At 41.2% G+C, this 22,941-nt stretch carries 18 protein-coding genes and 2 pseudogenes; 8 read left to right on the top strand and 12 right to left on the bottom strand.

What is annotated here, in order from left to right:
• Positions 1 to 124 precede the first annotated feature (124 nt).
• Positions 125 to 319, bottom strand: a complete 195-nt coding sequence (locus tag FTU64_RS15205) for a hypothetical protein (RefSeq protein WP_257222273.1) — start codon at positions 317 to 319, stop codon at positions 125 to 127.
• A gap of 412 nt (positions 320 to 731) precedes the next feature.
• Here FTU64_RS15205 and FTU64_RS15200 point away from each other — a divergent pair, with 412 nt between their 5' ends.
• Positions 732 to 1,796: an aldehyde reductase gene (locus tag FTU64_RS15200; protein WP_180060214.1), complete on the top strand. Its 1,065-nt coding sequence runs from the start codon at positions 732 to 734 to the stop codon at positions 1,794 to 1,796.
• Between the two features lie 64 nt (positions 1,797 to 1,860).
• On the opposite strand, the gene FTU64_RS15195 is transcribed toward FTU64_RS15200, so the two are convergent.
• Both FTU64_RS15195 and omp38 read right to left on the bottom strand, forming a co-directional pair.
• The gene (locus FTU64_RS15195; protein WP_180060216.1) at positions 1,861 to 4,038 is read right to left on the bottom strand and encodes a TonB-dependent siderophore receptor; all 2,178 of its coding nucleotides are present in this window, start codon (positions 4,036 to 4,038) and stop codon (positions 1,861 to 1,863) included.
• Between the two features lie 434 nt (positions 4,039 to 4,472).
• Positions 4,473 to 5,513: an outer membrane protein Omp38 gene (gene omp38 / locus FTU64_RS15190; protein ID WP_180055247.1), complete on the bottom strand. Its 1,041-nt coding sequence runs from the start codon at positions 5,511 to 5,513 to the stop codon at positions 4,473 to 4,475.
• Positions 5,514 to 5,891: 378 nt separating this feature from the next.
• Between omp38 and FTU64_RS15185 the strand changes: the two genes are divergently transcribed.
• The 3 genes from FTU64_RS15185 to FTU64_RS15175 all read left to right on the top strand — a co-directional run bounded on the left by FTU64_RS15185 (position 5,892) and on the right by FTU64_RS15175 (position 8,354).
• Complete coding sequence (locus FTU64_RS15185) at positions 5,892 to 6,413, top strand: GspH/FimT family pseudopilin (RefSeq protein WP_180022841.1); 522 nt, start codon at positions 5,892 to 5,894, stop codon at positions 6,411 to 6,413.
• A gap of 108 nt (positions 6,414 to 6,521) precedes the next feature.
• A complete protein-coding gene (locus FTU64_RS15180) occupies positions 6,522 to 7,697 on the top strand; it encodes a thiolase family protein (protein ID WP_111885014.1) in 1,176 nt (391 codons plus the stop codon).
• A 207-nt stretch (positions 7,698 to 7,904) separates the two neighbouring features.
• Positions 7,905 to 8,354 (top strand): VOC family protein, encoded by a 450-nt coding sequence (locus tag FTU64_RS15175; protein ID WP_180055245.1) that lies wholly within the window; start codon positions 7,905 to 7,907, stop codon positions 8,352 to 8,354.
• Positions 8,355 to 8,423: 69 nt separating this feature from the next.
• Here FTU64_RS15175 and FTU64_RS15170 read toward each other — a convergent pair whose 3' ends face one another.
• The 5 genes from FTU64_RS15170 to FTU64_RS15150 all read right to left on the bottom strand — a co-directional run bounded on the left by FTU64_RS15170 (position 8,424) and on the right by FTU64_RS15150 (position 15,962).
• Positions 8,424 to 8,909, bottom strand: coding sequence for a DUF934 domain-containing protein (locus FTU64_RS15170; RefSeq protein WP_168379542.1), 486 nt, complete (start codon positions 8,907 to 8,909; stop codon positions 8,424 to 8,426).
• Positions 8,902 to 10,545 carry a nitrite/sulfite reductase gene (locus FTU64_RS15165; protein WP_180055243.1) on the bottom strand — a complete coding sequence of 548 codons (1,644 nt, stop codon included), beginning with the start codon at positions 10,543 to 10,545 and terminating at the stop codon, positions 8,902 to 8,904. Before FTU64_RS15165 ends, FTU64_RS15170 begins: the two co-directional genes overlap by 8 nt.
• Positions 10,546 to 10,810: 265 nt before the next feature.
• Entirely contained in the window at positions 10,811 to 13,216 is a 2,406-nt protein-coding gene (locus FTU64_RS15160) for a glucose/quinate/shikimate family membrane-bound PQQ-dependent dehydrogenase (protein WP_180060212.1), read from the bottom strand.
• 169 nt (positions 13,217 to 13,385) lie between these two features.
• The gene (locus tag FTU64_RS15155; RefSeq protein ID WP_257221519.1) at positions 13,386 to 14,624 is read right to left on the bottom strand and encodes a carbohydrate porin; all 1,239 of its coding nucleotides are present in this window, start codon (positions 14,622 to 14,624) and stop codon (positions 13,386 to 13,388) included.
• Between the two features lie 216 nt (positions 14,625 to 14,840).
• On the bottom strand, positions 14,841 to 15,962 hold the full coding sequence (locus FTU64_RS15150) for a CaiB/BaiF CoA-transferase family protein (RefSeq protein WP_180060208.1): 1,122 nt from the start codon (positions 15,960 to 15,962) through the stop codon (positions 14,841 to 14,843).
• 210 nt (positions 15,963 to 16,172) lie between these two features.
• On the opposite strand from FTU64_RS15150, the gene FTU64_RS15145 reads away from it, so the two are divergent.
• Positions 16,173 to 17,183, top strand: a complete 1,011-nt coding sequence (locus tag FTU64_RS15145) for an AraC family transcriptional regulator (protein WP_180005120.1) — start codon at positions 16,173 to 16,175, stop codon at positions 17,181 to 17,183.
• A 49-nt stretch (positions 17,184 to 17,232) separates the two neighbouring features.
• On the opposite strand, the gene FTU64_RS15140 is transcribed toward FTU64_RS15145, so the two are convergent.
• Entirely contained in the window at positions 17,233 to 17,469 is a 237-nt protein-coding gene (locus FTU64_RS15140; RefSeq protein WP_180060206.1) for a hypothetical protein, read from the bottom strand.
• A 244-nt stretch (positions 17,470 to 17,713) separates the two neighbouring features.
• Between FTU64_RS15140 and FTU64_RS15135 the strand changes: the two genes are divergently transcribed.
• From FTU64_RS15135 to FTU64_RS15125, 3 genes are all read left to right on the top strand, one after another.
• Positions 17,714 to 18,919 (top strand): acetyl-CoA C-acetyltransferase, encoded by a 1,206-nt coding sequence (locus FTU64_RS15135; RefSeq protein ID WP_180060204.1) that lies wholly within the window; start codon positions 17,714 to 17,716, stop codon positions 18,917 to 18,919.
• Between the two features lie 10 nt (positions 18,920 to 18,929).
• Positions 18,930 to 21,062, top strand: coding sequence for a 3-hydroxyacyl-CoA dehydrogenase NAD-binding domain-containing protein (locus tag FTU64_RS15130; RefSeq protein ID WP_180050298.1), 2,133 nt, complete (start codon positions 18,930 to 18,932; stop codon positions 21,060 to 21,062).
• A 184-nt stretch (positions 21,063 to 21,246) separates the two neighbouring features.
• Entirely contained in the window at positions 21,247 to 21,585 is a 339-nt protein-coding gene (locus FTU64_RS15125) for a hypothetical protein (RefSeq protein ID WP_180060201.1), read from the top strand.
• Between the two features lie 80 nt (positions 21,586 to 21,665).
• Here FTU64_RS15125 and FTU64_RS15120 read toward each other — a convergent pair whose 3' ends face one another.
• The 3 genes and pseudogenes from FTU64_RS15120 to FTU64_RS15110 all read right to left on the bottom strand — a co-directional run.
• Positions 21,666 to 22,091, bottom strand: coding sequence for a GNAT family N-acetyltransferase (locus tag FTU64_RS15120; RefSeq protein WP_373886583.1), 426 nt, complete (start codon positions 22,089 to 22,091; stop codon positions 21,666 to 21,668).
• Positions 22,092 to 22,102: 11 nt separating this feature from the next.
• A pseudogene (locus FTU64_RS15115) lies at positions 22,103 to 22,819 on the bottom strand (SAM-dependent methyltransferase); the annotation flags it as partial.
• A gap of 34 nt (positions 22,820 to 22,853) precedes the next feature.
• Positions 22,854 to 22,941 (bottom strand): annotated as a pseudogene (locus tag FTU64_RS15110) (IS5/IS1182 family transposase); the annotation flags it as partial.

Below are 22,941 nucleotides of genomic sequence, written 5' to 3'. Positions count from 1 at the left end.
CAATGGCTTTTATGGCTTCAGCTTTAAATTCTGCGGTGTAAGTCTTCTGTTTCTTGCTCATGGTAAACTCCTAATGAGTATGTATAGTTTACCAAGTTAAACCCTCCTGTTTTTTAAGCACACATCATTTGATGTTCATTAAACCTGAACGTAACCCCTCTCTTAAAAATTGCCAATAGAATAGCTTTTCTCCACCGAAATTAGTCTCTAATGAGTCAAACTCACTTGCAACAAGAATAACTGCTTTCAAAATATCTGAACTTGACTCTTTAGTTCCAAGACAGGATACAAAAATCTCTACATCACCTGAAAAATTCACTTATTACATACCAATCAAAATCTTCTTTATTCTTTGGTTTTATCATATTTAAAGTGAAATCTCTGATTCAAAATTAAAATTTTCAAAAGCTGCATCTATTACGAAATGAAGAAGCCTAGACCTAAGATCTAGGCTTTAAGTTAAAGCGCACAAGTTAGATATGACTCTTTATCCATTCATTTGTGAGGTTTTGCGTCCATAATCATAAGAATATACATCTATCCAACATTCATCCCATATTCGCGTTTTTTAAGATCAATAAAAAAATACTTTTTCAGCATTCACATGCATTCTCTGCTGAATTTAGTGCGCATTAAACCCAATCATCAACATATATTTTTTCAAATCAATCAAAGACAAAACTAAATATTCTCAATATGATAAAAAAATGCGTCAATTAAAGTTGAAGAATATGAATAGCAAGACAACAAAACAGATACTCGTCACAGGCGCGACAGGCTATATTGCCAGTTGGGTCATCAAAAATTTACTCGAATTAAGGCACACGGTACATGCCACAGTTCGTGATCTGAATAAAACATCAGGATTTGCACATCTCGAAAAAATTGCAGCTGATACAACTGGCACTTTAAAACTGTTCCAAGCCAATTTATTAGATGAGGGTGCATTTGATTCAGCCATGCAAGGTTGTGACATTGTGATCCATATGGCATCCCCTTTTGTAGTGACCAACTATAAAGACGCAATAAAAGACATTATTGATCCGGCTATTTTAGGCACTGAAAATGTACTCAATAGTGTAAATAAAACTGAATCCGTTAAGCGAGTGGTGGTAACGTCAAGCATTGCATCAACTTATGGTGATGCCATTGATATTCTACAGACCGAGCATAATGAATTTGATGAATCGCATTGGAACACTTCTAGCTCTGAGACGCATCAGCCTTATCCATATTCAAAAGTGATGGCTGAGCGCAAAGCGTGGGAAATGCAAAAAGCACAAAACCGTTGGGATCTGGTCTGTATTAATCCAGCACTGGTCATGGGGCCATCTTTAACAGCGTCAACACAGTCAGGAAGCGTTGAAGTTCTACAACAGTTTGCCAATGGTATGACTTTGGCCGGTGTTCCACCAATGTGGAATGGAATTGTCGATGTCCGTGATGTCGCCGAAGCGCACGTACAAGCAGCATTAAACCCTAAAGCATCAGGTCGTTATATCATTAGCGGTGGCACATTAAGTTTATTAGAAATGGGGAAAATATTACGCTCGCATTTTGGTAATAAATTTCCTTTTCCACGTAATACCTTACCGAAGTTTGCCTTTAAAGCATTTGGCCCTCTTGCAGGTTTCCCACGTAAATTTGTTGAACTCAATATGGGTTACCCAATTTACTTTAATGCAGATAAGAGCAAGAAAGAATTAGGGATCGAATACCGTGATATTCAAAACAGTGTGGTTGAGCATTTCCAACAACTCCTAGATGACGGTGTGGTGAAGCAATATATTCCGTGAATCACTCATCAACAAAAAAGCCACCTTAAATAGGTGGCTTTTTATATTAAAAAACTAATCTAACTTAGAAATCAAAAGTCACACCAACTTTATAAGTACGTGGACCACCCACTAAGGCATAACCTGAGTTAAATATACCTTCCCAATATTTTTCATCAGTCACGTTATCAATATTAGCTAAGAACGTTGTGTTCACACCACCTAATTGAGTTTTATAGCGCGCACCAAGATCTAAAATTGTGTAGTCTGGCAGTTTAAGTGTATTAGTTTCATTTAAGTACTGTTCACTCACGTAGTTTGCACGTGCATTGACATTCAAACCATCCACATACGGCACTGCATAATCCAAGCCGAGTGTAGCAGTAAAGTCAGGAAAACCATACACCGTATTACCTTGATTGGTTACGCCACTTTTCACCGCTGCTTTGGTATATTCAGCGTCAATATAAGCCAAGCTACCCATCAGATTTAGTCCAGTATAAATCTCCCCAGAAAATGCCCACTCGACGCCACGTGAACGTGTTTCTGCATCATCTGTTGTGATTTGGTTGACACTACTACCTGTATTTCCATCAGAATAATCAGAAGACATCGTCGATGGTTTTTCAATTTGATAAAGTGCAAATGTATTTAACCAACTACCTGTTTGATATTTAGCACCCAATTCATATTGTTTGGTTTGGAATGGCGCAAAGGTGACATTATTGTTGGCATCTGCAACATTATTCACCGTTACACCTTCAGAAAGACCTTCAACATAGTTTGCATAAATAGAAAGATTCTCACCAAATGGTTTAACCACAACACCTAAGCTTGGGGATATTTTATCGTCTTGATAGCCTGTATTTTTCTGTAAATTCTTTGTGTCGATATCTTGATAACGTGCACCAACAATAAATTGCAACTTATCATCTAACATTGAAATCTGATCAGATACCGTATAGCTAGTATATTTATTATCTAAATTCGGTTTAACCACTGGGTACGCAGAAGGCATCCCTACAGTCGTATCAGGATCATACAAATTAGTTGAATTAATTTTCTCTTGTGTTGCCGCAACATGCTGATCTGTTTCTTTGGTCAAATAATCAGCTCGAACATTTACAGCATGTTTTACAGCACCCGTATTAAACTTATATTGAATACCTGTATTTGCTGATGTAATCGACTCTGATGACCCCGTACGATAGTACTGAGATGTGGCATGACCATCTGCTTGGCCAACGACAAGACGCGTACCAAAAATATGGCCACTATAGGCCTTTTCAATATGTCCTACACCTGCATAAACATTTAAGTCAGGTGTAAATGCATATTCACTACTTAAGCCTACAAACTCACTATCAGTATGGCCTTCCAAATTTTTAAAATAATTGGTATCGCCTTTAGGTGCAGCAAGCACGCCATTATAGGTATGGCCATGAGCATCTTTGACACCAAATGCCACCATCGCAGGCGAACCACCATTACGGTCATCACGTACCGCATAGGCATCAAAATTAAGTTTTAACTTATCCGTTGTATAGTCTGCAGCAATTGCACCTGATGCATGTTTATCTTCCATGCCTTCAATAATGTGCTCACCTTGACCATAAGCACCATTCACACGTAGACCAAATTCTTTTTCAGCACCAAAACGTCGCGAAACGTCAAAACCTGATTGGTAAAAACCACCTTCTTCCATTGAAGCTGAAACTTGAGTTTTTTCTTTATCTGCACGCTTAGTTTTAGCGATGACCACACCACCGACCCAACCTGCTGGTGACATCCCAGCAACTAAGGCATTCGGGCCTTTTAAAACCGTTACCGAATCTAGAAATTCAGTCGGTACACGCCCATAAGGTGCCATACCATAGATACCATTTAGTGCAATATCATCATGATTGACATCAAAGCCACGAATATTAAAGTTTTCGTTTAAATGGCCTTGGTTTGTTGTGATACGAACACTCGCATCATTTCTCAGCACTTCACCCACGGTGGTCGCTTGCTGTTCTTCAATTAACTTTTCACTATATGCAGCAACGCTAAATGGCGTATCAACAATTTTTTTATTTCCCAGTGCACCAAGTTCTGTCTGCGCTTTCAATTTTCCATTTGCAAGTTGCTTTTCTGCAGGTACCTCAACCTCAATCGTCTCAAGTACCGTTGTATCCGCTGCAAACACAGATGTAGCCCCTCCAACACCGAGCAGCACCATAGTTATAGAACGTACTAAGTGTGTTTTTGCAAAATTATTCATCATTTCAAGATTAGTTTTACTTGAATAAGAATCATTATTATATTTAGAATAATTCTTAACTGCATCATGAATCCCGATGATTATATTTTTTTAATGAAAAATATAAATATTCATTTTTTATAAATTGTAGATAAGACAAATGTAAATAATTGTTTTTTTATTGCTTTTATAAAAAAATAAAAATACAACCTGGTTATGTTCAATTAAAGCTCTTAGGCAAACAGATGATTAATTAATATACAATAGTTTGAATTTTTACATGCTTAATTGCCACATGAATAGATAAATCCTTTTACATCCAACGATTATTTAAAAGTAAACAACGCTTTTGCGTTAGTGCCTTTTAGCCAAATTTAAATCTCCTTTTTTAAATTTTTAACAAAAAAAAAGCGACTCAAAAGAGCCGCTTTTTTCTAACCGAAGTTAAACTCAAATTATTGAGCTTGACCAGGTTGAGCCACTACAGTACGGCTACCAGAAATCGTAGCGAATACGCGACGGTTCATAGCACGGCCTTCTTTAGTGTTGTTGTCAGCGATTGGTTGATCCCACGCGAAACCTTGAGTAGATAAACGAGCTGGGTCAACGTTGTATTCGTTAACAAGTGAAGATTTAACAGAGTTAGCACGAGCTAGTGATAAACGTTCGTTTAGAGCACGTGGACCAGTGTTATCTGTGTGACCTTCGATGTTAGCTGTAGCATTAGGGTATTCACCTAATTTTTCAGCTACTTTAGCAATTTCAGGTTTGTATTGATCTTTGATGTTTGATTTGTTTGTATCAAAGAACACACGAAGTTCCATATTAAGATCTTCAGTCAACTCTTGAGGAGCTGGAGCAACTGGAGCAACTGGAGTTACAGGAGCAACTTCAACTACAGGAGCAGCAGGTTTCAAGTGACCGCCAAGAACTACGTTAAGACCAGCTAAAGCTGTGTAGTTCCAGAAATCTTCATCGATGTTGTAAGTAGCACGAGCTTCAGTACGTAGAGATAAAGCGTCGTTTAAGCGCCAGAAAGCACCTAGACCAGCATTACCTAAAGTACCTTCTTCAGTAGTACCACGGTCGCCACGGAAGTTTTCATCAAATTTGTATTTATAGTGACCAGCACCTAACAATACATATGGCTTAACTTTGCTGTCATAGTTTTTAGTGATCAAATCAGAGGTAGCATAGAAGTTACCGTTGATTTGAGTTTGCTTGTATTCACCAAGGTCTGCATCTACATCACCTTTCACTTGGTTATATTCAGCTTCAAAACCCAACCAAGGAGTTAGTTCAACACCAAGTGCTGCACCAACAAACAAGTCATCTTGAAGTTCTGCATTGTCGTCAATTAAGTTATCACGACCGTTATTGTGTTGAGTGTCTTGGAAAGTGTAACCAAGCATTAATGGAGTAACAGTTACGCCTGCGTTTGCAGCAGCTAAAGGAGCAGCTACGAGCATTGCTAATGCAATACGACTCATTTTCATGGATTTATCCTCCAGAGATAACAATTGTTGTTCAAGCTCAAGCCGAAAAATTGGCTATCCTGAGATAGGCTTTCTTATACCCCAGTTTTTTTTTTAAGCTATTCACGCTGAATCATACAAACACTTTTTTCTTTTTCCAAGTGCTTGATTAATCTAATCAAGTAAATTATTGACAAAATTACTTACAATTTCCGTTGTAATTCGGTAAATTTTTACTCAATTTTGAGCAGTGAATCGCCTATTGTCACTTGCTATTTTCATTTTAACAGCTTTATCTAAAATTGAGTAATAAAATTCTATACTCAAAATTAATATCGCCATTAAAAACACATATAACATTAGACATATAAAAATAATATTAAATTTTGGATTAAATCAATGCCTTACAACAAAGAAACCGGCTTTACTTTATTTGAACTTTTGGTCTCAATTGCGATTATGGTCATTATCGTGACGATAGCTTTACCACATTTCAACAATTTAATGGCGCAGCGCGAAGCGAATAACATCAAATTGACTATTCAGAATCACAATGCTTTCGCAAGGGCTCAGGCCACAATTTATCACTCCAATATTGTGATTTGTCCTAGTCTTGACTTTAAACTTTGCCAACCTAACAATTGGAACAGTGGTCTGATCATATTTATTGACAGTAATAAAAACCGTCAAGTCGACGCAAATGAAAAAATATTACTGCAAGATAAACTCAACTTAAAATATGGTGATCTCTCTTGGCGTGGGACTCTACACATTCCAAGTCTAACCTTTCAGGCCAGCTCAGGTTTACCCAATGGTTCAAATGGCAGTTTCTACTACTGTTCGAAATCAACGCTTCAACCGATCCGAGCGGTCTTAAGTCGAATGGGACATATCCGATTTGAAAACCCAGCCAGTTGCTAATTTGAGAACCGGCGAGTACAAAACAGCTTTTTAAATTTGCTTTATTCCTGTTCAATTTTACTTATACTGCTGACGTATTCAAAATGTATAAGAAAATGGAGACATGTAATGACTGATATCGTCATCGTGAATGGTGCCCGTACAGCAATGGGTGGTTTTCAAGGGAGTTTAGCCGCTGTCACTGCACCAGAATTAGGCGCAGTTACGATTAAAGCAGCCATCGAACGCGCGGGTATACAACCGACAGATGTTGAAGAAGTCATTATGGGCTGTGTGCTTCCGGCTGGTCTGAAACAAGGTCCTGCCCGTCAAGCGATGCGTAAAGCCGGTCTTCCAGATTCAACTGGTGCCGTAACCATCAACAAGCTGTGTGGTTCAGGTATGAAGGCCGTGATGCAAGCGGCAGATATGATTAAGGCAGGTTCGGCTCAAGTCGTGGTTGCAGGTGGTATGGAGTCAATGACCAATGCCCCTTATGTTTTGACCAAAGCACGAGCTGGCTACCGTATGGGCCACGGTGACGTTAAAGATCATATGTTCTTAGATGGTTTAGAAGATGCAGAAACGGGCCGACTCATGGGGTCTTTTGCGCAAGATATGGCAAATACAAAAGGCTATACACGTGAACAAATGGATGACTTCGCCATTCGCTCGCTTAAACGTGCTCAAACTGCAATTACTGAGGGTTATTTTGCTGACGAAATCGTGCCTGTCACTGTTTCAAGTCGTAAAGGCGATGTGATTATCGATAAAGATGAACAGCCTTTTAACGCCAATATCGAAAAAATTCCAACACTGCGCCCTGCTTTTGCTAAAGATGGAACAATTACCGCTGCCAATGCCAGTTCTATTTCTGATGGTGCGTCTGCTTTAGTATTAACATCAGCAGAACAAGCATCAGCAAAGGGCTTAAATCCACTAGCGAAAATTGTGGCTTATGCATCAAATTCACAGCATCCTTCAGAATTTACTATTGCACCTGTAGGCGCAATTCAAAAAGTTCTAGATAAATCGGGTTGGAATGTTGCTGATGTCGATTTATGGGAAATTAATGAAGCTTTTGCCATGGTCACGATGTGCCCTATTGATGAATTTAAATTAGATGCTGAAAAAGTAAATATCAACGGGGGTGCTTGTGCGCTTGGACATCCTGTTGGTTCTACAGGTTCACGCATTATCTTAACGCTGATCCATGCATTAAAACGTACAGGCGGTAAACGTGGTATTGCAGCGCTGTGTATTGGCGGTGGTGAAGCGACTGCTGTGGCGATTGAATTGCTTTAATCCTCTGCTGACTCCCTTCACAAAGGGCGATTTAGAGGGAATATTCTTTAATCCTCCCCTAACCCCTCCTTTAATAAAGGAGGGAGACTGAAAAATCCCTCTGTAAGAGGGATTTTTTATGCTTACATTTTAGACATAAATTGTTCACATACAGCTCAGCCAAGGCTCTTAAAATAAATGTCGACATAATAAAAATGGATGACCACCATGCAGCTCAATCACTACTTGAATTTTCAAGGCAATACCGAGGCAGCCTTTAATTTTTATCGTTCTGTATTTGGTGGAGAGTTCCTCAATGTGATGCGTTATGGTGATATGCCTGCTGAGGAAGGCATTTCACTATCCGATGCAGATCAGCAAAAGATTATGCATATTTCCCTACCGATCAATGAATTTACCGTGCTGATGGCCTCAGATGTCAACGAAAAATTTTGTGCACAAACCAACCAACCCTCTACCGTAGGCAGCAATCATTATATTTCTATTAATTTAGACAGTGGTGAACAAGCTGAAGCAAAACGACTGTTTGATGCGTTGTCCAAAGGTGGCTCTATAGAAATGCCTCTCGAAAAGACCTTTTGGGGTGCGCTGTATGGCGCATTTACCGATCAGTTCGGTATTAAATGGATGGTCAATTGCCAGCTTAAAAATGAATAATCACTCATTAAAAGTATTTCGATCAATAAAAAAGCCTCCGAATGGAGGCTTTTTTATTGATCAAGGCACTTAAGCACCAGTTTGATAATGCGCTTGCGGCACTGCAGTTGAAGCTTGATATGGATTGGTAAAATCACCTAAGCCAGCAGCAGCTTCAGCAATATCTTTACCTTCTTTCACTACAAAAGTATCGAAACCTGAACGCTTCATGTAGTTCAACACGTCTTTGAATACATCACCTGTCGCACGTAGTTCTCCTTGGAAACCTTGGCGACGTAACAATGCAGCAAATGAATAGCCACGACCATCATTAAAACCGGCAAATTCGATGAAAATGGCATCTAACTGGTCAAGCGGGAATTCATTGGTTTCAGGTGAAGCATCCACCGTTACGAAAAGTGCTTTTTTACCAGACACATTCGCAAGTTGATCTAACTGCTCAACTGTTAAAACCACGTCACCTTGTGGCAACACACCATCTTCACCAATGACTTGGTAAGTATTGTCTGCAATCGAGCCATCTTTAGAGAGGACTTGTAGTGCTGTATTAAGCATATGCACGCTCCTTAAATGGTTGGATGCCAACACGGCGGTAAGTATCAATAAACTCTTCGCCTTCTGCACGAAGGTCTAGATAAGTATTTAAGATCTCTTCGATGATGTCAGGTACAACATCAGCTGCAAATGATGGGCCTAAGATGTCACCAATTGATGCATCATGGTCGGCATTACCACCCAAAGTGATTTGATAGAACTCAGCACCCTTTTTGTCTACACCTAAAATACCGATGTTACCGACATGGTGGTGACCACACGCATTCATACAGCCAGAGATGTTCAGATCCAATTTACCCAAATTGTAAATAGTGTCTAAGTCATCAAAACGACGTGTAATGGCTTCAGAAATTGGAATCGATTTCGCGTTCGCCAATGAACAGAAATCACCACCAGGGCAGCAAATGATGTCGGTTAAGAAACCGATATGCGCACGTGCAAGATTGTGTTGATCAAGGATCTTCCATAGATCAAACAAATCTTTTTGCGGTACATCTACAAGCGCAATATTTTGCTCATGTGTGGTACGGAACTCACCAAAGGTATATTTATCAGCCAAGTCAGCAATTAGGTTCATTTCTTCAACGGTCATATCGCCCGGTGCAATACCCGCACGTTTCAAAGAAATCGTAACGATGCGATAACCTTTGACTTTATGTGCATTGGTATTGATGTTGAACCATTGTTTAAATTTCGGCTCTGCGGCAAATTGCTCTGCGAAGTCTTCATCCGCATAATCTTGGTAATCAAATGGTGTGAAGTTCTCATCCATTTTCGCCAAGGTATCAGCATCAATTTTTAATGTTTGGATGGTATGTGCAAATTCAGCTTCCACTTTCTCTGCAAATACTTCTGGTGTTAATGCTTTCACCAAAATTTTGATACGCGCTTTATATTTGTTATCACGACGACCGTGTAAGTTGTATACACGAAGTACCGCTTCTAAATAAGCAATCAAATCTTCACGTGGCAAGAAGTCACGAATAAAGCTACCAATCACTGGAGTACGGCCTAAACCACCACCCACTTTGATTTTATAGCCAATCTCGCCTGCTTCATTTTTCACGATATACACACCGATATCATGGAAAGACGTTGCCGCACGATCAGTTTCTTCCAGTGCTGAAACTGCAATCTTGAACTTACGTGGCAAGAAAGCGAATTCTGGGTGGAAAGTTGACCATTGACGAATCAATTCACACGTTGGGCGTGGGTCAGCAATTTCACCTGCAACCACACCTGCATATTGGTCAGTTGTGGTGTTACGAATACAGTTACCCGAAGTTTGAATCGCATGCATTTGAACAGATGCGAGCTCTTGTAACATATCAGGCACATTTTCTAGTGCAGGCCAGTTAAACTGAATGTTTTGACGAGTAGATACGTGCGCATAACCACGGTCATAGTCCTGAGCCAATGACGCAATTTTACGTAATTGTTTAGAATTCATCAGGCCATAAGGTACTGCAATACGTAGCATCGGTGCATAACGTTGTACATAAAGGCCGTTTTGAAGACGCAGTGGACGGTATTCATCTTCCGTCAATTTACCTGCTAAATAACGTTCCGTTTGATCACGGAACTGTGCAACACGTTCATTAACCAGTTGCTGGTCAAAATCAGTATATAAATACATGGCGTACAGCTAGTAATTTCTATTATAACAATGCATAGCATAACGAGATTTTATCTATCAAGAAAATGCGTTTTTTACATATTTAATAGCGATTTTATTGATAAGACTGTCGCAATTTCACTGATATAGCGGATTCCGGTCATTTACTTTTTATTTATTAATATATTGAATTATTTCTCCATTACTTAGCATAAATTTACATAAAGAATTTCAGCCAATAAAAAGCCCGATAAATCGGGCTTTTTATTTAGCGATGTAAAATCACTTATTTTTTATCTGGTAACGCATACGCAACAAGGTAATCACCAAGTTTTGTACCAAATGAACCATGACCACCAGCCATGATCACAACATATTGTTTACCATTTGCTTCATAAGTCATTGGAGTCGCTTGACCACCTGCGGGTAGACGACCTTCCCACAAAGTATCACCATTCGTTACATTGATTGCACGGATATAGTTATCTTGTGTTGCGCCTACAAACATGACATTACCAGCAGTCGAGATTGATCCACCAAGACCTGGTACACCAATTTTCACAGCAGGTAATTGGAACAATTTCGGTAAACTATCACGAATTGTACCAATACGTTTTTTCCAGACCACTTCATGTGTATTTAAATCTACACCTGCAGTAAAGCCCCATGAAGGTTGTTTACAAGGTAAGCCAAGTGGTGACAAGAAAGCTTTGATTTCCACACCATAAGGCACGCCATACATTGGTTGAACACCTTGTTCAGTACCCGCACCTTTCGCAGTTTGCTCACGGTTTGGATCTGTAGGAATCAACTTAGTCACAAATGGCAAGCCAATTGGGTTCATCACAGCGACTTGACGGTCTTGGTTCACCGACATACCACCCCATTCAAATACCCCAAGGTTACCTGGGAATACCAATGTGCCATTTTCAGAAGGTGGTGTATAAATACCGTCGTAGTTTAATGATTTGAAATACACACGACACATCAACTGGTCAAACATAGTGGCACCCCACATTTGTTTATCAGTCAATTTATCTTTTGGTGCTAAATCAAAATCAGAGAACGGTTGAGTTGCAGAATAATGCTCACCTTTAGTTTGTGGACCACGTTTTACAGTTTGTGGAACTGCTTTTTCGGTGATTGGCACAATCGCTTTACCGGTACGACGGTCAAGGACGAATGCATTACCTGTTTTGGTTAAGACATAGATCGCAGGAACAGTATTACCTGATTTATCTTTGATATCTGCCAATGAAGGTTGTGATGGTACATCCATATCCCACAAATCATGATGCGTGGTTTGGAAATTCCAAATTAATTTACCTGTTGATGCATTTAATGCCAACATTGAGTTTGCATAGCGTTCATCTAATGGCGTACGGTGACCACCAAAAATGTCTGGTGTGCCTACACCTGTTGGCACATAAACGATGTCAAGTTTTTCGTCATATGCTAAAGGTGCCCATGCATTCGGTGAGGCTACAGAGTATTTTTGACCTTCGCCTGGCATGGCATTTGGATCTTGCGCCCCTGTATCAAAGATCCACAATAATTCACCGGTATTGACATCATAACCACGGATGACACCAGATGGCTCTTTAGTCGAGAAGTTATCAGTTGTTGAACCGCCAATCACAATGGTTGTGCCAGTAACCACTGGAGGTGAAGTTGGGATATAACCACCCGGATACGGATAAGGCATATCTTTTTGTAGATCGACTTCGCCGTTATGACCAAAATCACTACATGCTTTACCTGTGTCAGCATTGACTGCAACCAAACGACCATCATTTACAGGCAAGATCACTTTGCGCGGACATTCAGTTGAAGTCGAGCGTTTGTTCTCTAAGCTTTTTGCAAACTGAGTGGTATTTGCAGCGTCAAAATAAGACACACCACGACATGTTAAATGTTGATAGGTATTGTCCGCTTTAAGTTTAGGATCGAATGCCCATTTTTGTTTACCTGTCGCAGGATCAAGTGCAATTAAACGTTGGTGAGTTGTACACATAAACATGTCATTGCCGACTTTAATCGGAGTGACTTGGTTTGTGGTTTCACCTGAGTCATTTTCTGTTGGTAACTCACCCGTACGGAAAGTCCATGCTACTTCTAAATCTTTAACGTTGTCGCTATTGATTTGGGTGAGTGGAGAATAACGTACACCACCTTGTGTACGACCATAGGCAGGCCAATCTTCAGGAGCAATACCCTCAATCGCTTTGGCTGTTTGAGGTTGTGCATTTTTAATTTCACCGTGAATTTCTTGCGGATCATTAAAAATTGAATAGATCATCACGATAATCGCAATCACCAGTGTGCCTGATAATGTAATTTTCGCAGTTTTGCCATTTTCCATACCGCGTGTCACGGCAGGAATCAGTAACCAAAGGCCCAATAAGCCTAAAATATCAAAACGCGGTGCAAGTGCCCAAAAGTCAGAACCTGCCTCCCATAGTCCCCAAATCACTGTACCCAGCATCAACGCTGCATAAATGTATAAAGAACTGTTTTGAATTTTTCTTAAGTATATTGCTGAAGCCAGCATTAACAGGCCGGCGATAATGTAGTACCAAGAACCGCCAAGGACTGCCAGCCAGATACCACCAATCAATAGAACTAAGGCGAAAATTGCCATCACAACGACGGTAAATGTTCGCATCCCAGTTCCGGTAGATGGGTTGCTCATGTTGACCACCTCTATTGTCGAATGTTGTATTTGGTGCGTGAAACACATTCAACACACCACCGTTTTATGTCGCAAAGAGAAGTTGTTACAAAAACAATTCAAGGGGAAATATCGTAATTTTTCTCAGAATTACCGAATTGCTTTTATAAGAACTCTAATTTGACATCAATTAAAATGCTGTTTGAAATTTGATACCGCCGACCCACGCATTCTCACCATTTTTGTAAGCACCGACGTGACGGATATATTGAATATTTGGACGAATAGTCAGCCAGTTTGCTGCATGAATACCGTAGTAAATCTCTGCGTCATACTCTTCACTTTGTAGACCGCGTGCATCAACGCTGTTATTGGCAATATTGGCATCATTCACATCATCATTAATGCTGATACGACCTAAACCAATCGCAATTTCATCCTGAGGACGTGCATCGAATGCACCTTTGTAGACCAAGCCAATGTTTTGCATATCACTCACATTATTGGTGTCTGAGTCATGCACGGTGACATTCACAAAACCGCTTAAGCCACGTGAAGCATCGTCTTTGTGCGCTGTCAGTTGTTGTTTCGCCACAATCCAACCACCTTGATGGTGATCTTTTTCATTTATTGGGCTATCAATGACATCGGCATCAGCGGTACTGTAGTAGTAACCTGCACGGTATTCACCCGGAAGCTTTTGTGTCCCCACTTTTGGAGTCCACACTACTTCAGCAGGAATAATCGCACCTTTTGAACCATCGGTACTCAAGTTCCAACCTTTACCACGTTTTAGATTTTCAGGGTTGTATTCATAAACCCCGACTTGTGCATAGAGTTCAGGCTGAATGTTATATTTCACGCGAGCAGCCCATTGGCTGACTGGCCAGTTGTACCATTGGTCACCGACCCAGTTACCCACTTGTGAACCACAAAGTGCTAAGTTTTGAAAGTCACAGTCAAAGCTGTTGAAATCTTCACCTTCACCAAAACGACCGACTTTAATATCTAATTTTTGGTCTAAGAATTTTTTCTTGATCCAAAAATCAGTCAAACGCCAAGTTTGACCACGACCCCACACTTCTTGTGTTGCACTTAAATGACCATTTAATGCATCTGAAGTTTGAGACAATGAACGACCATTACGTTCAGTGATATTGATTTGCGCTTCGGTATCTTTCCAACCCGCAATTTTTTCTAAATCGAGATGTGCCCCGATCGCGAATTGGTCCGCATATTCAGTGCCATGACCAGAAGCATGCTTTGCATCTAACAAAGTGGCTAATTCGCCACCATAACTAAAACTAAAATCGTAACCTTTCTGTTGGAGAGCTGTTCGTTGACCGTTCCAATCACCGAACATCCATGGGCTTTCAGAACTGAAAGCATCTGCAGTAGTTGCCGCTTGGGTTGCTGAACCCGCAAGCATTATTCCGAGGCTAAGATATAAAGATCCAAGTTTACTCACAGCTATTTTCATTCGGAGACCTATATACCAATTGTGTTAATAGTTCATATAATACTCTCACATTTGTATAATTTATTTATTTTTTTGTTAACAACTCTCAATATTTACATAGATGTTTATCTAATTAAGAGATTTTAAAGGTTTTATTGTTTAACTTATCACCTTTTTTTATACCATTCATAACCAATTATCCGCACCTAAAGTTTTACCCACATGGGTATAAATCAATGCTGATCTAGAAAATTTAATCGGACATGCCAGTTGAGTTTGTGTCATTGTGTCGCCTTCTTGTAGCGGAACTTCAACACACCAATGCCGCTCTTGGGCCAATTGTGAATTTAGAGCTTCGTCCAAACTTAAAACTGGTTCCACACAGACATCTTGAGAGGCAAAAATCTTTTTCCACTCAGCCCATGTTTTGGTTAGTATTTTTCGGGCAATTGCATGCTTAATTTCAGTCTGGTCTTGCGGATCAAATGACATGCCTTGCGTTGCTAAAGCGGGTAAATCGAGAATTTGCGCCAATCCATGTAAAAACTGTGGCTCCAAACCACCTATAGACAGATAGCGACCATCTTGAGTTCGATAATAGTCATAGAAACTTCCGCCATTCAGATGTGCAGTTTCTGCCGCGGTTACCGCATTGGCAGCCAATACGCCAGCTGCAGCCATATTGTTCAATGCGACGGCACAATCGGTCATGGAAATATCAATATATTGCCCTAAACCGCTACGGTAACGCTCAATCACCGCAGCTAAGATGCCAGTAATTGCATGCATTGATCCGCCTGCGACATCGGCGATTTGAATCCCCATCGGTGGCGGGCCACTATCTTGGCGTCCGCTATGACCTGAAATGCCTGATAAAGCCAAGTAATTGATGTCATGCCCTGCGCGGTCTTTGTAGTGCCCAGTTTGACCATAACCCGTAATCGAGCAGTAAATAAGTCGCGGATTAATTTCGGCCAAATCTGCATAATCCAAACCCAGGCGTTGCATGACACCTGGACGAAATTGTTCTACGACGACATCAAAATCTGAAATTTTGGCTTTGATCAATTCAATGCTTTTCGGATCTTTTAAATCTAATGCGATGGATTGTTTATTGCGATTTAAATAACTATGCGCTGTGGCTTGCCCATTGGCATAAGGTGGCATCAAACGAACTAGATCGGGACGCGTCGGTGACTCAATATGCACAACTTCCGCACCCATGTCAGCCAAATACAAGGTCGCAAATGGCCCTGGGAGTAATGTCGAAAAGTCGAGTACTTTCAATCCTTTTAAAGCAGCTTCCATGGATATTTTTCTCTAATTGTGTAGATTTTTTATCCATGGTAGAAATATAAAATGATTAAAACAATGTCATGTTCAGCCATTTACCTTGATAGTTTCGGCAATTTACCATGTAAAAATGGCAAAACCGCTGTTGTAAATTGCCATGATTTCTTTTTTTAGCGTCATTTAGGTCAAACATTTGTGAACATTAAAGAGACTGAAGGATTAAACATGAGTCGTGATACGATCAGTATCCATTTCGTCAACGCAGCCTTAACTGGTGTGAGACGTCTCGGCATGGATGTCGAAACTTTATTGTCTCATGTTGGCATTGAGGCTGAACTTCTACGCCAACCCAAAGCGCGTATTTCACCTGAACAATACACACGTTTTATTAAAATGTTGTGGATGGTGACTCAAGACGAACATGTCGGTTTTGATATTCAACCGCGCCGCTTGGGTACTTTTGCCATTATGTGCCAATTGATTATTCATGCAAAAACCCTCGGTGATGCACTCGAATTGTCTTCGCAGTTCTACAAACTGTTTGGTGATGAATGGTCGGTGACACTAGAACGTGATAAGCACGAAGCACGTTTAGTTCCTCAAATTCCAAAATCTATGGACCCAGACCATTTCATTACAGAAAGTATGCTGATGATTTGGCATGGTCTCGCTTCTTGGTTGATTGAACGTCGTCTGCCTTTAGAGCGTGTTCACTTCGGTTATGAACGTCCTGAACATGCTGACGAATATGATGCCTTGTTTTTTGCACCTGTCATGCAGTTTGATACACCACGAACTGAAATTACATTTGCAGCGGATTATTTAGATTTACCCATTCGTCAAAACGAAGAAACGCTTGAAGAATTCTTAAAAGCGGCTCCTGCACAGTTATTGGTTAAATTTAAAAATACCAATTCATTAACATCTCGTATCCGTGATGTGCTGAAGAGTCAAATTGGCGAAGAAATGCCAACCTTGAACGATGTTGCTTCAATGCTGTATCTATCGCCGCAAACACTACGTCGTCGTTTAGCCGCTGAAGGTAAGAGCTACCAAGGTGTAAAAGATGCTTTACGTCGAGATGCTGCAATTCACTTATTGCTTAACCCAGACTTAACCCTTGAAGATGTTGCACAGCAAGTCGGTTTTAGTGAAACCAGTACTTTCCACCGTGCATTTAAAAAGTGGACCGGTGTAACACCAGGCCTATATCGCCAATTACATGGTTATCATTAAGCAATATTCAAAAATACCATTCTCTAAAACCTGATCTCGATCAGGTTTTTTATTTCGGAAAATCTGCGCGTTGTTTTTGACAAAGCAATGGATCGACAGGCGTAATCACTCGTTTGCCATCCTGTATCCGATACATTTCTGCCTTGGTCACATGATCATTTCGATCATACTCACAGGCTAAACCGCCCGTCCCTTCATCTGAAGGATGAATGCCATAAATCATATAAATATAAAAAACGATTATGCATACAAAACCTAAGCAGCCAGCAAAAACAAGCCAAGCCAAGCCAGACTTTTCAACACTCGCTTCACATTTTTATGCATAAGCAGATCTTCAATTTGTACTGAATCGATAGCAACTGATCTTAGCCTATCCTCGCTTTCAATATGCAGGTTGATTTTGACCTTATTCAGCTGTAAGCGTTGACCAAAAATATCAAACGACTCGCCCGTTCTCATCATTGCACTGGCTTGATTAATCCGTACACTCAAAAAACCAATAAAAATTTATAGATCATAGGGACAGGATTATGAGCGAGGCTTACATCATTGATGCCATTCGCACACCGCGCGGAAAAGGTAAAAAAGATGGTTCACTGCATGCCGTTAAACCCATCAGCCTACTGACCAGTTTATTGAACGAATTGCAAAACCGCCATCAATTTGACACCGCTGCAGTAGACGACATTGTACTGGGCTGCGTGACCCCCATTGGTGACCAAGGTGCGGACATTGCCAAAACCGCAGCCATTGCAGCAGGTTGGGACAATGATGTAGCAGGCGTTCAAATCAACCGTTTTTGTGCATCAGGTTTAGAAGCTGTGAATATGGCAGCGCAAAAAGTGCGTTCTGGCTGGGAAGACCTTGTGGTGGCTGGCGGTGTAGAGTCGATGTCTCGTGTGCCAATGGGCAGTGACGGCGGCCCTTGGGCGCTCGACCCTGAAACCAATATGGCCTGTGATTTTATACCACAAGGCATTGGGGCAGATTTAATTGCCACCATTGACGGTTATAGCCGAGCAGATGTGGATGCCTTTGCAGCCAACTCTCAGCAAAAAGCCGCAGCAGCTCAAGCCAATGGTTATTTTGACAAGTCTGTCGTTCCGGTTAAAGACAAAGCAGGCGTCACTGTTTTAGCTAAAGATGAATTTATTAAACCAACGACCACAGCAGAAGGCTTAGGCAAGCTCAACCCAAGTTTTGCCATGATGGGTCAAATGGGCTTTGATGCCATCGCATTGCAAAAATATCCTGAAGTGGGTGCTGTCAATCATGTACACCATGCAGGGAACTCATCAGGCATTGTGGATGGCGCAGCTGTAGTTTTACTGGCCTCTGAAAAAGCGGTCAAAGAACAAGGCCTAAAACCGCGTGCCAAAGTGCTCGCAACTGCATTAGTGGGCGCAGACCCGACCATTATGCTGACTGGCCCTGCACCTGCTGCACGTAAAGCCTTAGCCAAAGCTAACTTAACCATTGATGATATTGACCTTTTTGAAGTGAATGAAGCCTTTGCAGCAGTCGTGATGCGTTTTATGACCGAACTCAAGGTTGACCCTGCCAAAGTCAATGTGAATGGCGGTGCAATTGCTTTAGGACATCCGCTAGGTGCAACAGGCGCCATGATTTTAGGAACCCTGATGGATGAACTAGAACGCCAAGGTAAAAAGCGCGGTTTAGCGACCTTGTGTGTCGGTGGCGGTATGGGTATCGCAACGATTATTGAGTTGGTATAAGGAGACTAAAATGAGCGCAATTCAATTTGAAAAAAATGCCGACAATATCGTCATTTTAACTTTAGATTCTCCAAACCAATCTGCCAACACCATGAATGCAGACTTCCGTGCTGCACTGGCTGAAACGGTAGACAAACTGCAAGCAGATGAAAATATTGCAGGGATTATTTTCCGTTCCGCAAAAAAAACCTTCTTTGCCGGTGGCGACTTAGACGAACTGATTCAAGCTACACCTGAGCATGCGACAGAATTCTTCAATATGATTGAAGAGATGAAAGCCAAACTGCGTTATATCGAAACCCGTGGCATTCCTGTTGTAGCAGCCTTAAATGGTACAGCGCTTGGCGGTGGCTGGGAGTTAGCTCTTGGCTGTCATTATCGAATCGCCCTTAATGATGCTAAGGCAAAATTTGGCTTACCTGAAGTAACCTTAGGTTTACTGCCGGGTGGTGGCGGTATTGTACGTATGGTACGTTTATTGGGTCTGCAAAATGCATTTCCGCTCTTGATGGAAGGCAAACAAATTGGTGTCGAAAAAGCCAAATCATTGGGGCTGATTCAAGACACTGCAGATAGCCTTGAAGAATTGATGGACAAAGCCATTGCGTGGGTCAAAGCCAATCCAAAATCACAACAGCCCTATGATGTAAAAGGCTATAAAATTCCGGGTGGTACGCCATCGACTCCTGCTGTGGCGCAAATGCTCGCCATTGCCCCTGCTATGCTGCGTGACAAAACCAAGGGCTGTTACCCTGCACCCGAAGCCATTATGTCGGCTGCGGTTGAAAGCGCTCAAGTCGATGTCGATACGGCGCTCACGATTGAATCACGTTATTTTACTTACCTTGCAACCGGTCAAATTTCTAAAAACATGATCGGCACCTTCTGGCATGGTCTAAATGCTATCAAATCAGGTGCAAGCCGTCCAAAAGACGTCGCGAAATGGCAAGCCACCAAAGTTGGTATTTTAGGCGCAGGCATGATGGGTGCAGGCATCGCTTATGCCACAGCATCAAAAGGCATTGCAGTTGTACTCAAAGATGTTTCTGTTGAAGCTGCTGAAAAAGGCAAAGCCTATAGCCAAAAACTGCTAGATAAAAAAGTTTATCACGGCCGTTTAAGTGTAGAAAAACGAGATCAAGTTTTAGGCCTGATTCAGGCCACTGCAGATGCTGCCGACTTACAAGGCTGCGACTTGATCATTGAAGCTGTATTTGAAAATGTCGAATTGAAAGCCAAAGTGACGCAAGAAACAGAAACCTATTTGGCAGATGGCGGTATTTTTGCATCCAATACCTCAACCTTGCCAATTTCAGGCTTAGCCAATGCATCTCAAGATCAAGCTAAATTTATCGGTCTGCATTTCTTTAGCCCTGTCGATAAAATGCAATTGGTCGAAATAATTAAAGGTAAAAACACGTCAGCTGAAACCTTAGCCAAAGCCTATGACTATGTACAGCAAATTGGCAAAACACCAATTGTGGTGAATGACAGTCGCGGCTTCTTTACCAGCCGTGTCTTTGGCACTTTTGTACAAGAAGGTTTACGTCTACTGTCTGAAGGCGTACACCCTGCCCGCATTGAAATGGCAGCGCTAAAAGCCGGCATGCCTGTAGGTCCATTGGCCATTCAAGATGAAGTGTCTTTAACACTCTCTGAACATGTCGCGGCCGAGACACGTAAAGCCTTGCAAGCTGAAGGCAAAGACCTGCCTCGCTCAGGTGCGGATGAGGTGATTCAGACAATGATTCATGAGTTTGGCCGTAAAGGTAAAGCTGCGGGTGCAGGTTTTTATGAATATCCTGAAGGCGGTAAAAAGCACCTCTGGGAAGGCTTGAGTAAATGGCAGAAAGATAATGCTATTTCTGAACAGGAAATGATTGACCGCTTCCTATTTGTACAGTCGCTCGATACGCTGCGCTGCCTAGAAGAAGGCGTACTTGAATCAACAGTAGATGGTAATGTCGGTTCAATCTTCGGGATTGGTTTTGCCCCTTGGACAGGTGGTGCACTTCAATTTTTAAATCAATATGGTTTGGAAAAAGCGTTACTTCGTGCCAATACACTAGAAGCAAAATATGGCGAACGCTTCAAAGCACCGCAATTGCTGAAAGACAAAGTGGCGAAAGCTGAGAAGATTTAATTATTCATTTTGAGCATGCAAATTTTGCTGTTCAATCACATCAAAAGGAGCTTCGGCTCCTTTTAATTTTCCTTCGCATTCGCGTGTTTGCAAACAAGTCTAGATTTTACGCGAACTCTCATCTGTTTTATGTTATAAAGTAACAAGTTTTTTGATTTCTTTTTATCCGATTGAGTAGCTTGTTATGACAGATCATACTTCTCCTGAAAAATCACCATGGGGCTGGAAAGCACTGATTATCTTCTGTATTTTAGGTGCGCTATTCATGGGTATTTTCTGGCTTGCTGTGACCAATGAACCAGACTATATGCCGAGCCAACAGAAAAAAGACAATACTCAACAGCATGCATTTAAAAATGCCCCTGTGATGTCAGAAGAAGCGTTGAAAAAGGCGCAAGCTGATCAAGCAGCTCGTGAAGCTTCTGCGCCGACTGCAGCAGATATGCATATGACTGAAGAACAACATGCACCTATGGATGACATGAGCCCTGAACCTACTGCATCGAATGATCATGGCCACTAAGCTTTGACCCAATCTATGCAATAAAAAAACGCTTAAAATATTAAGCGTTTTTTTATTTATAAACTTCGAATTTTAAGTATTTAAGCCAAAGCCATATACATATCTTGATGCTGAATACCACAATCTAAATATTCATCACCTTCAACAACAAAACCCAACGCGGCATAAAACGCTATGGCATGCACTTGTGATGATAGTTTTAAATATTCACGTTGTTCTAATTTCGCTTGTTCGATGATGGCTTGCATCAAGAATTTACCGACACCCTGACCGCGATAGGCCTTTAAAACAGCAACACGGCCTATACTGTTATTTTTCAACAAACGAGCAGTTGCAACAGCTTTTATCCCATCATGAACAATAAAATGCAGTGAAATCGCATCTTCTGCATCCCACTCATCTTCGGGCGATATCTGCTGTTCTAAAATAAAGACCTGTTCACGTATCGGTCGAGCTGCAGATGCCAGTTGCTCCCACGGTCCGAATTGAATATTTAACTGCTGCATCCCTTCATCCTTTAGCATTTACAGCCAATATCTTGCTGGTCCCATTGATCATTCAACAATAATTCTAACGAATGCTTTTGAATGCCATACATGTCTTTTAAAGCTTGAATCTGTGCCAATACCGCTTGATCAGGTTCGACATAGTCTGCACGTTTGGTTGCCAAGATCATTTTATTTTTACTGGTATGTTCAAGTGCCACAAATTCAAAGACTTTGGTTTCATAACCATATGCTTTTAATAAAAGTGCACGAATCGTGTCAGTAAGCATCTCTGCTTGCTGGCCTGCATGAATACCAAATTGCAACATCGGTGCAAGTACTTGCGGCGCTTTCAATTGCGGACGCAGTTCTTTATGACAACACGGCGCACACATGATCATTTGCGCATTTAATCGAATACCGGTATGAATCGCAAAGTCCGTTGCCACATCACAGGCGTGCAGCGCAATCATGACATCTAAGCGCTCAGGCGCATAGGTACGAACATCGCCTTGGAAAAAATCGAGTTTGCTAAAATTCGACTGCTGCGCAACGCTTTGGCAAAATTCCACCATTTTCGGATTCAGCTCAACCCCTGTCACTTTAGGCACTTGCTGGTGTTTTGCTAAATAATCATATAGTGCAAAAGTCAGATAGCCTTTACCTGAACCAAAATCCACGACATGTAGAGATTGATCGGTCTCTTTGATCTGACTTAAAGCACCTGAAAAAATTTCTACAAATTTATTAGGGTGTGTTGACATTTACAGCCGATAAATTGAGCTAAAGAGGCAACCATATAAATATACAAGCTAAAGCAACAGCGCTTTGATAGTTACGTTTTAGCTTATCGTATCTTGTGGCAATTCCT

It is taken from the genome of Acinetobacter sp. YH12128 (assembly GCF_013418655.1).
Taxonomy (GTDB): Bacteria; Pseudomonadota; Gammaproteobacteria; order Pseudomonadales; family Moraxellaceae; genus Acinetobacter; species Acinetobacter amyesii.
The sequence above is the reverse complement of the archived record's forward strand: the minus strand, read 5'-3'. Positions and strand labels throughout refer to the sequence as shown.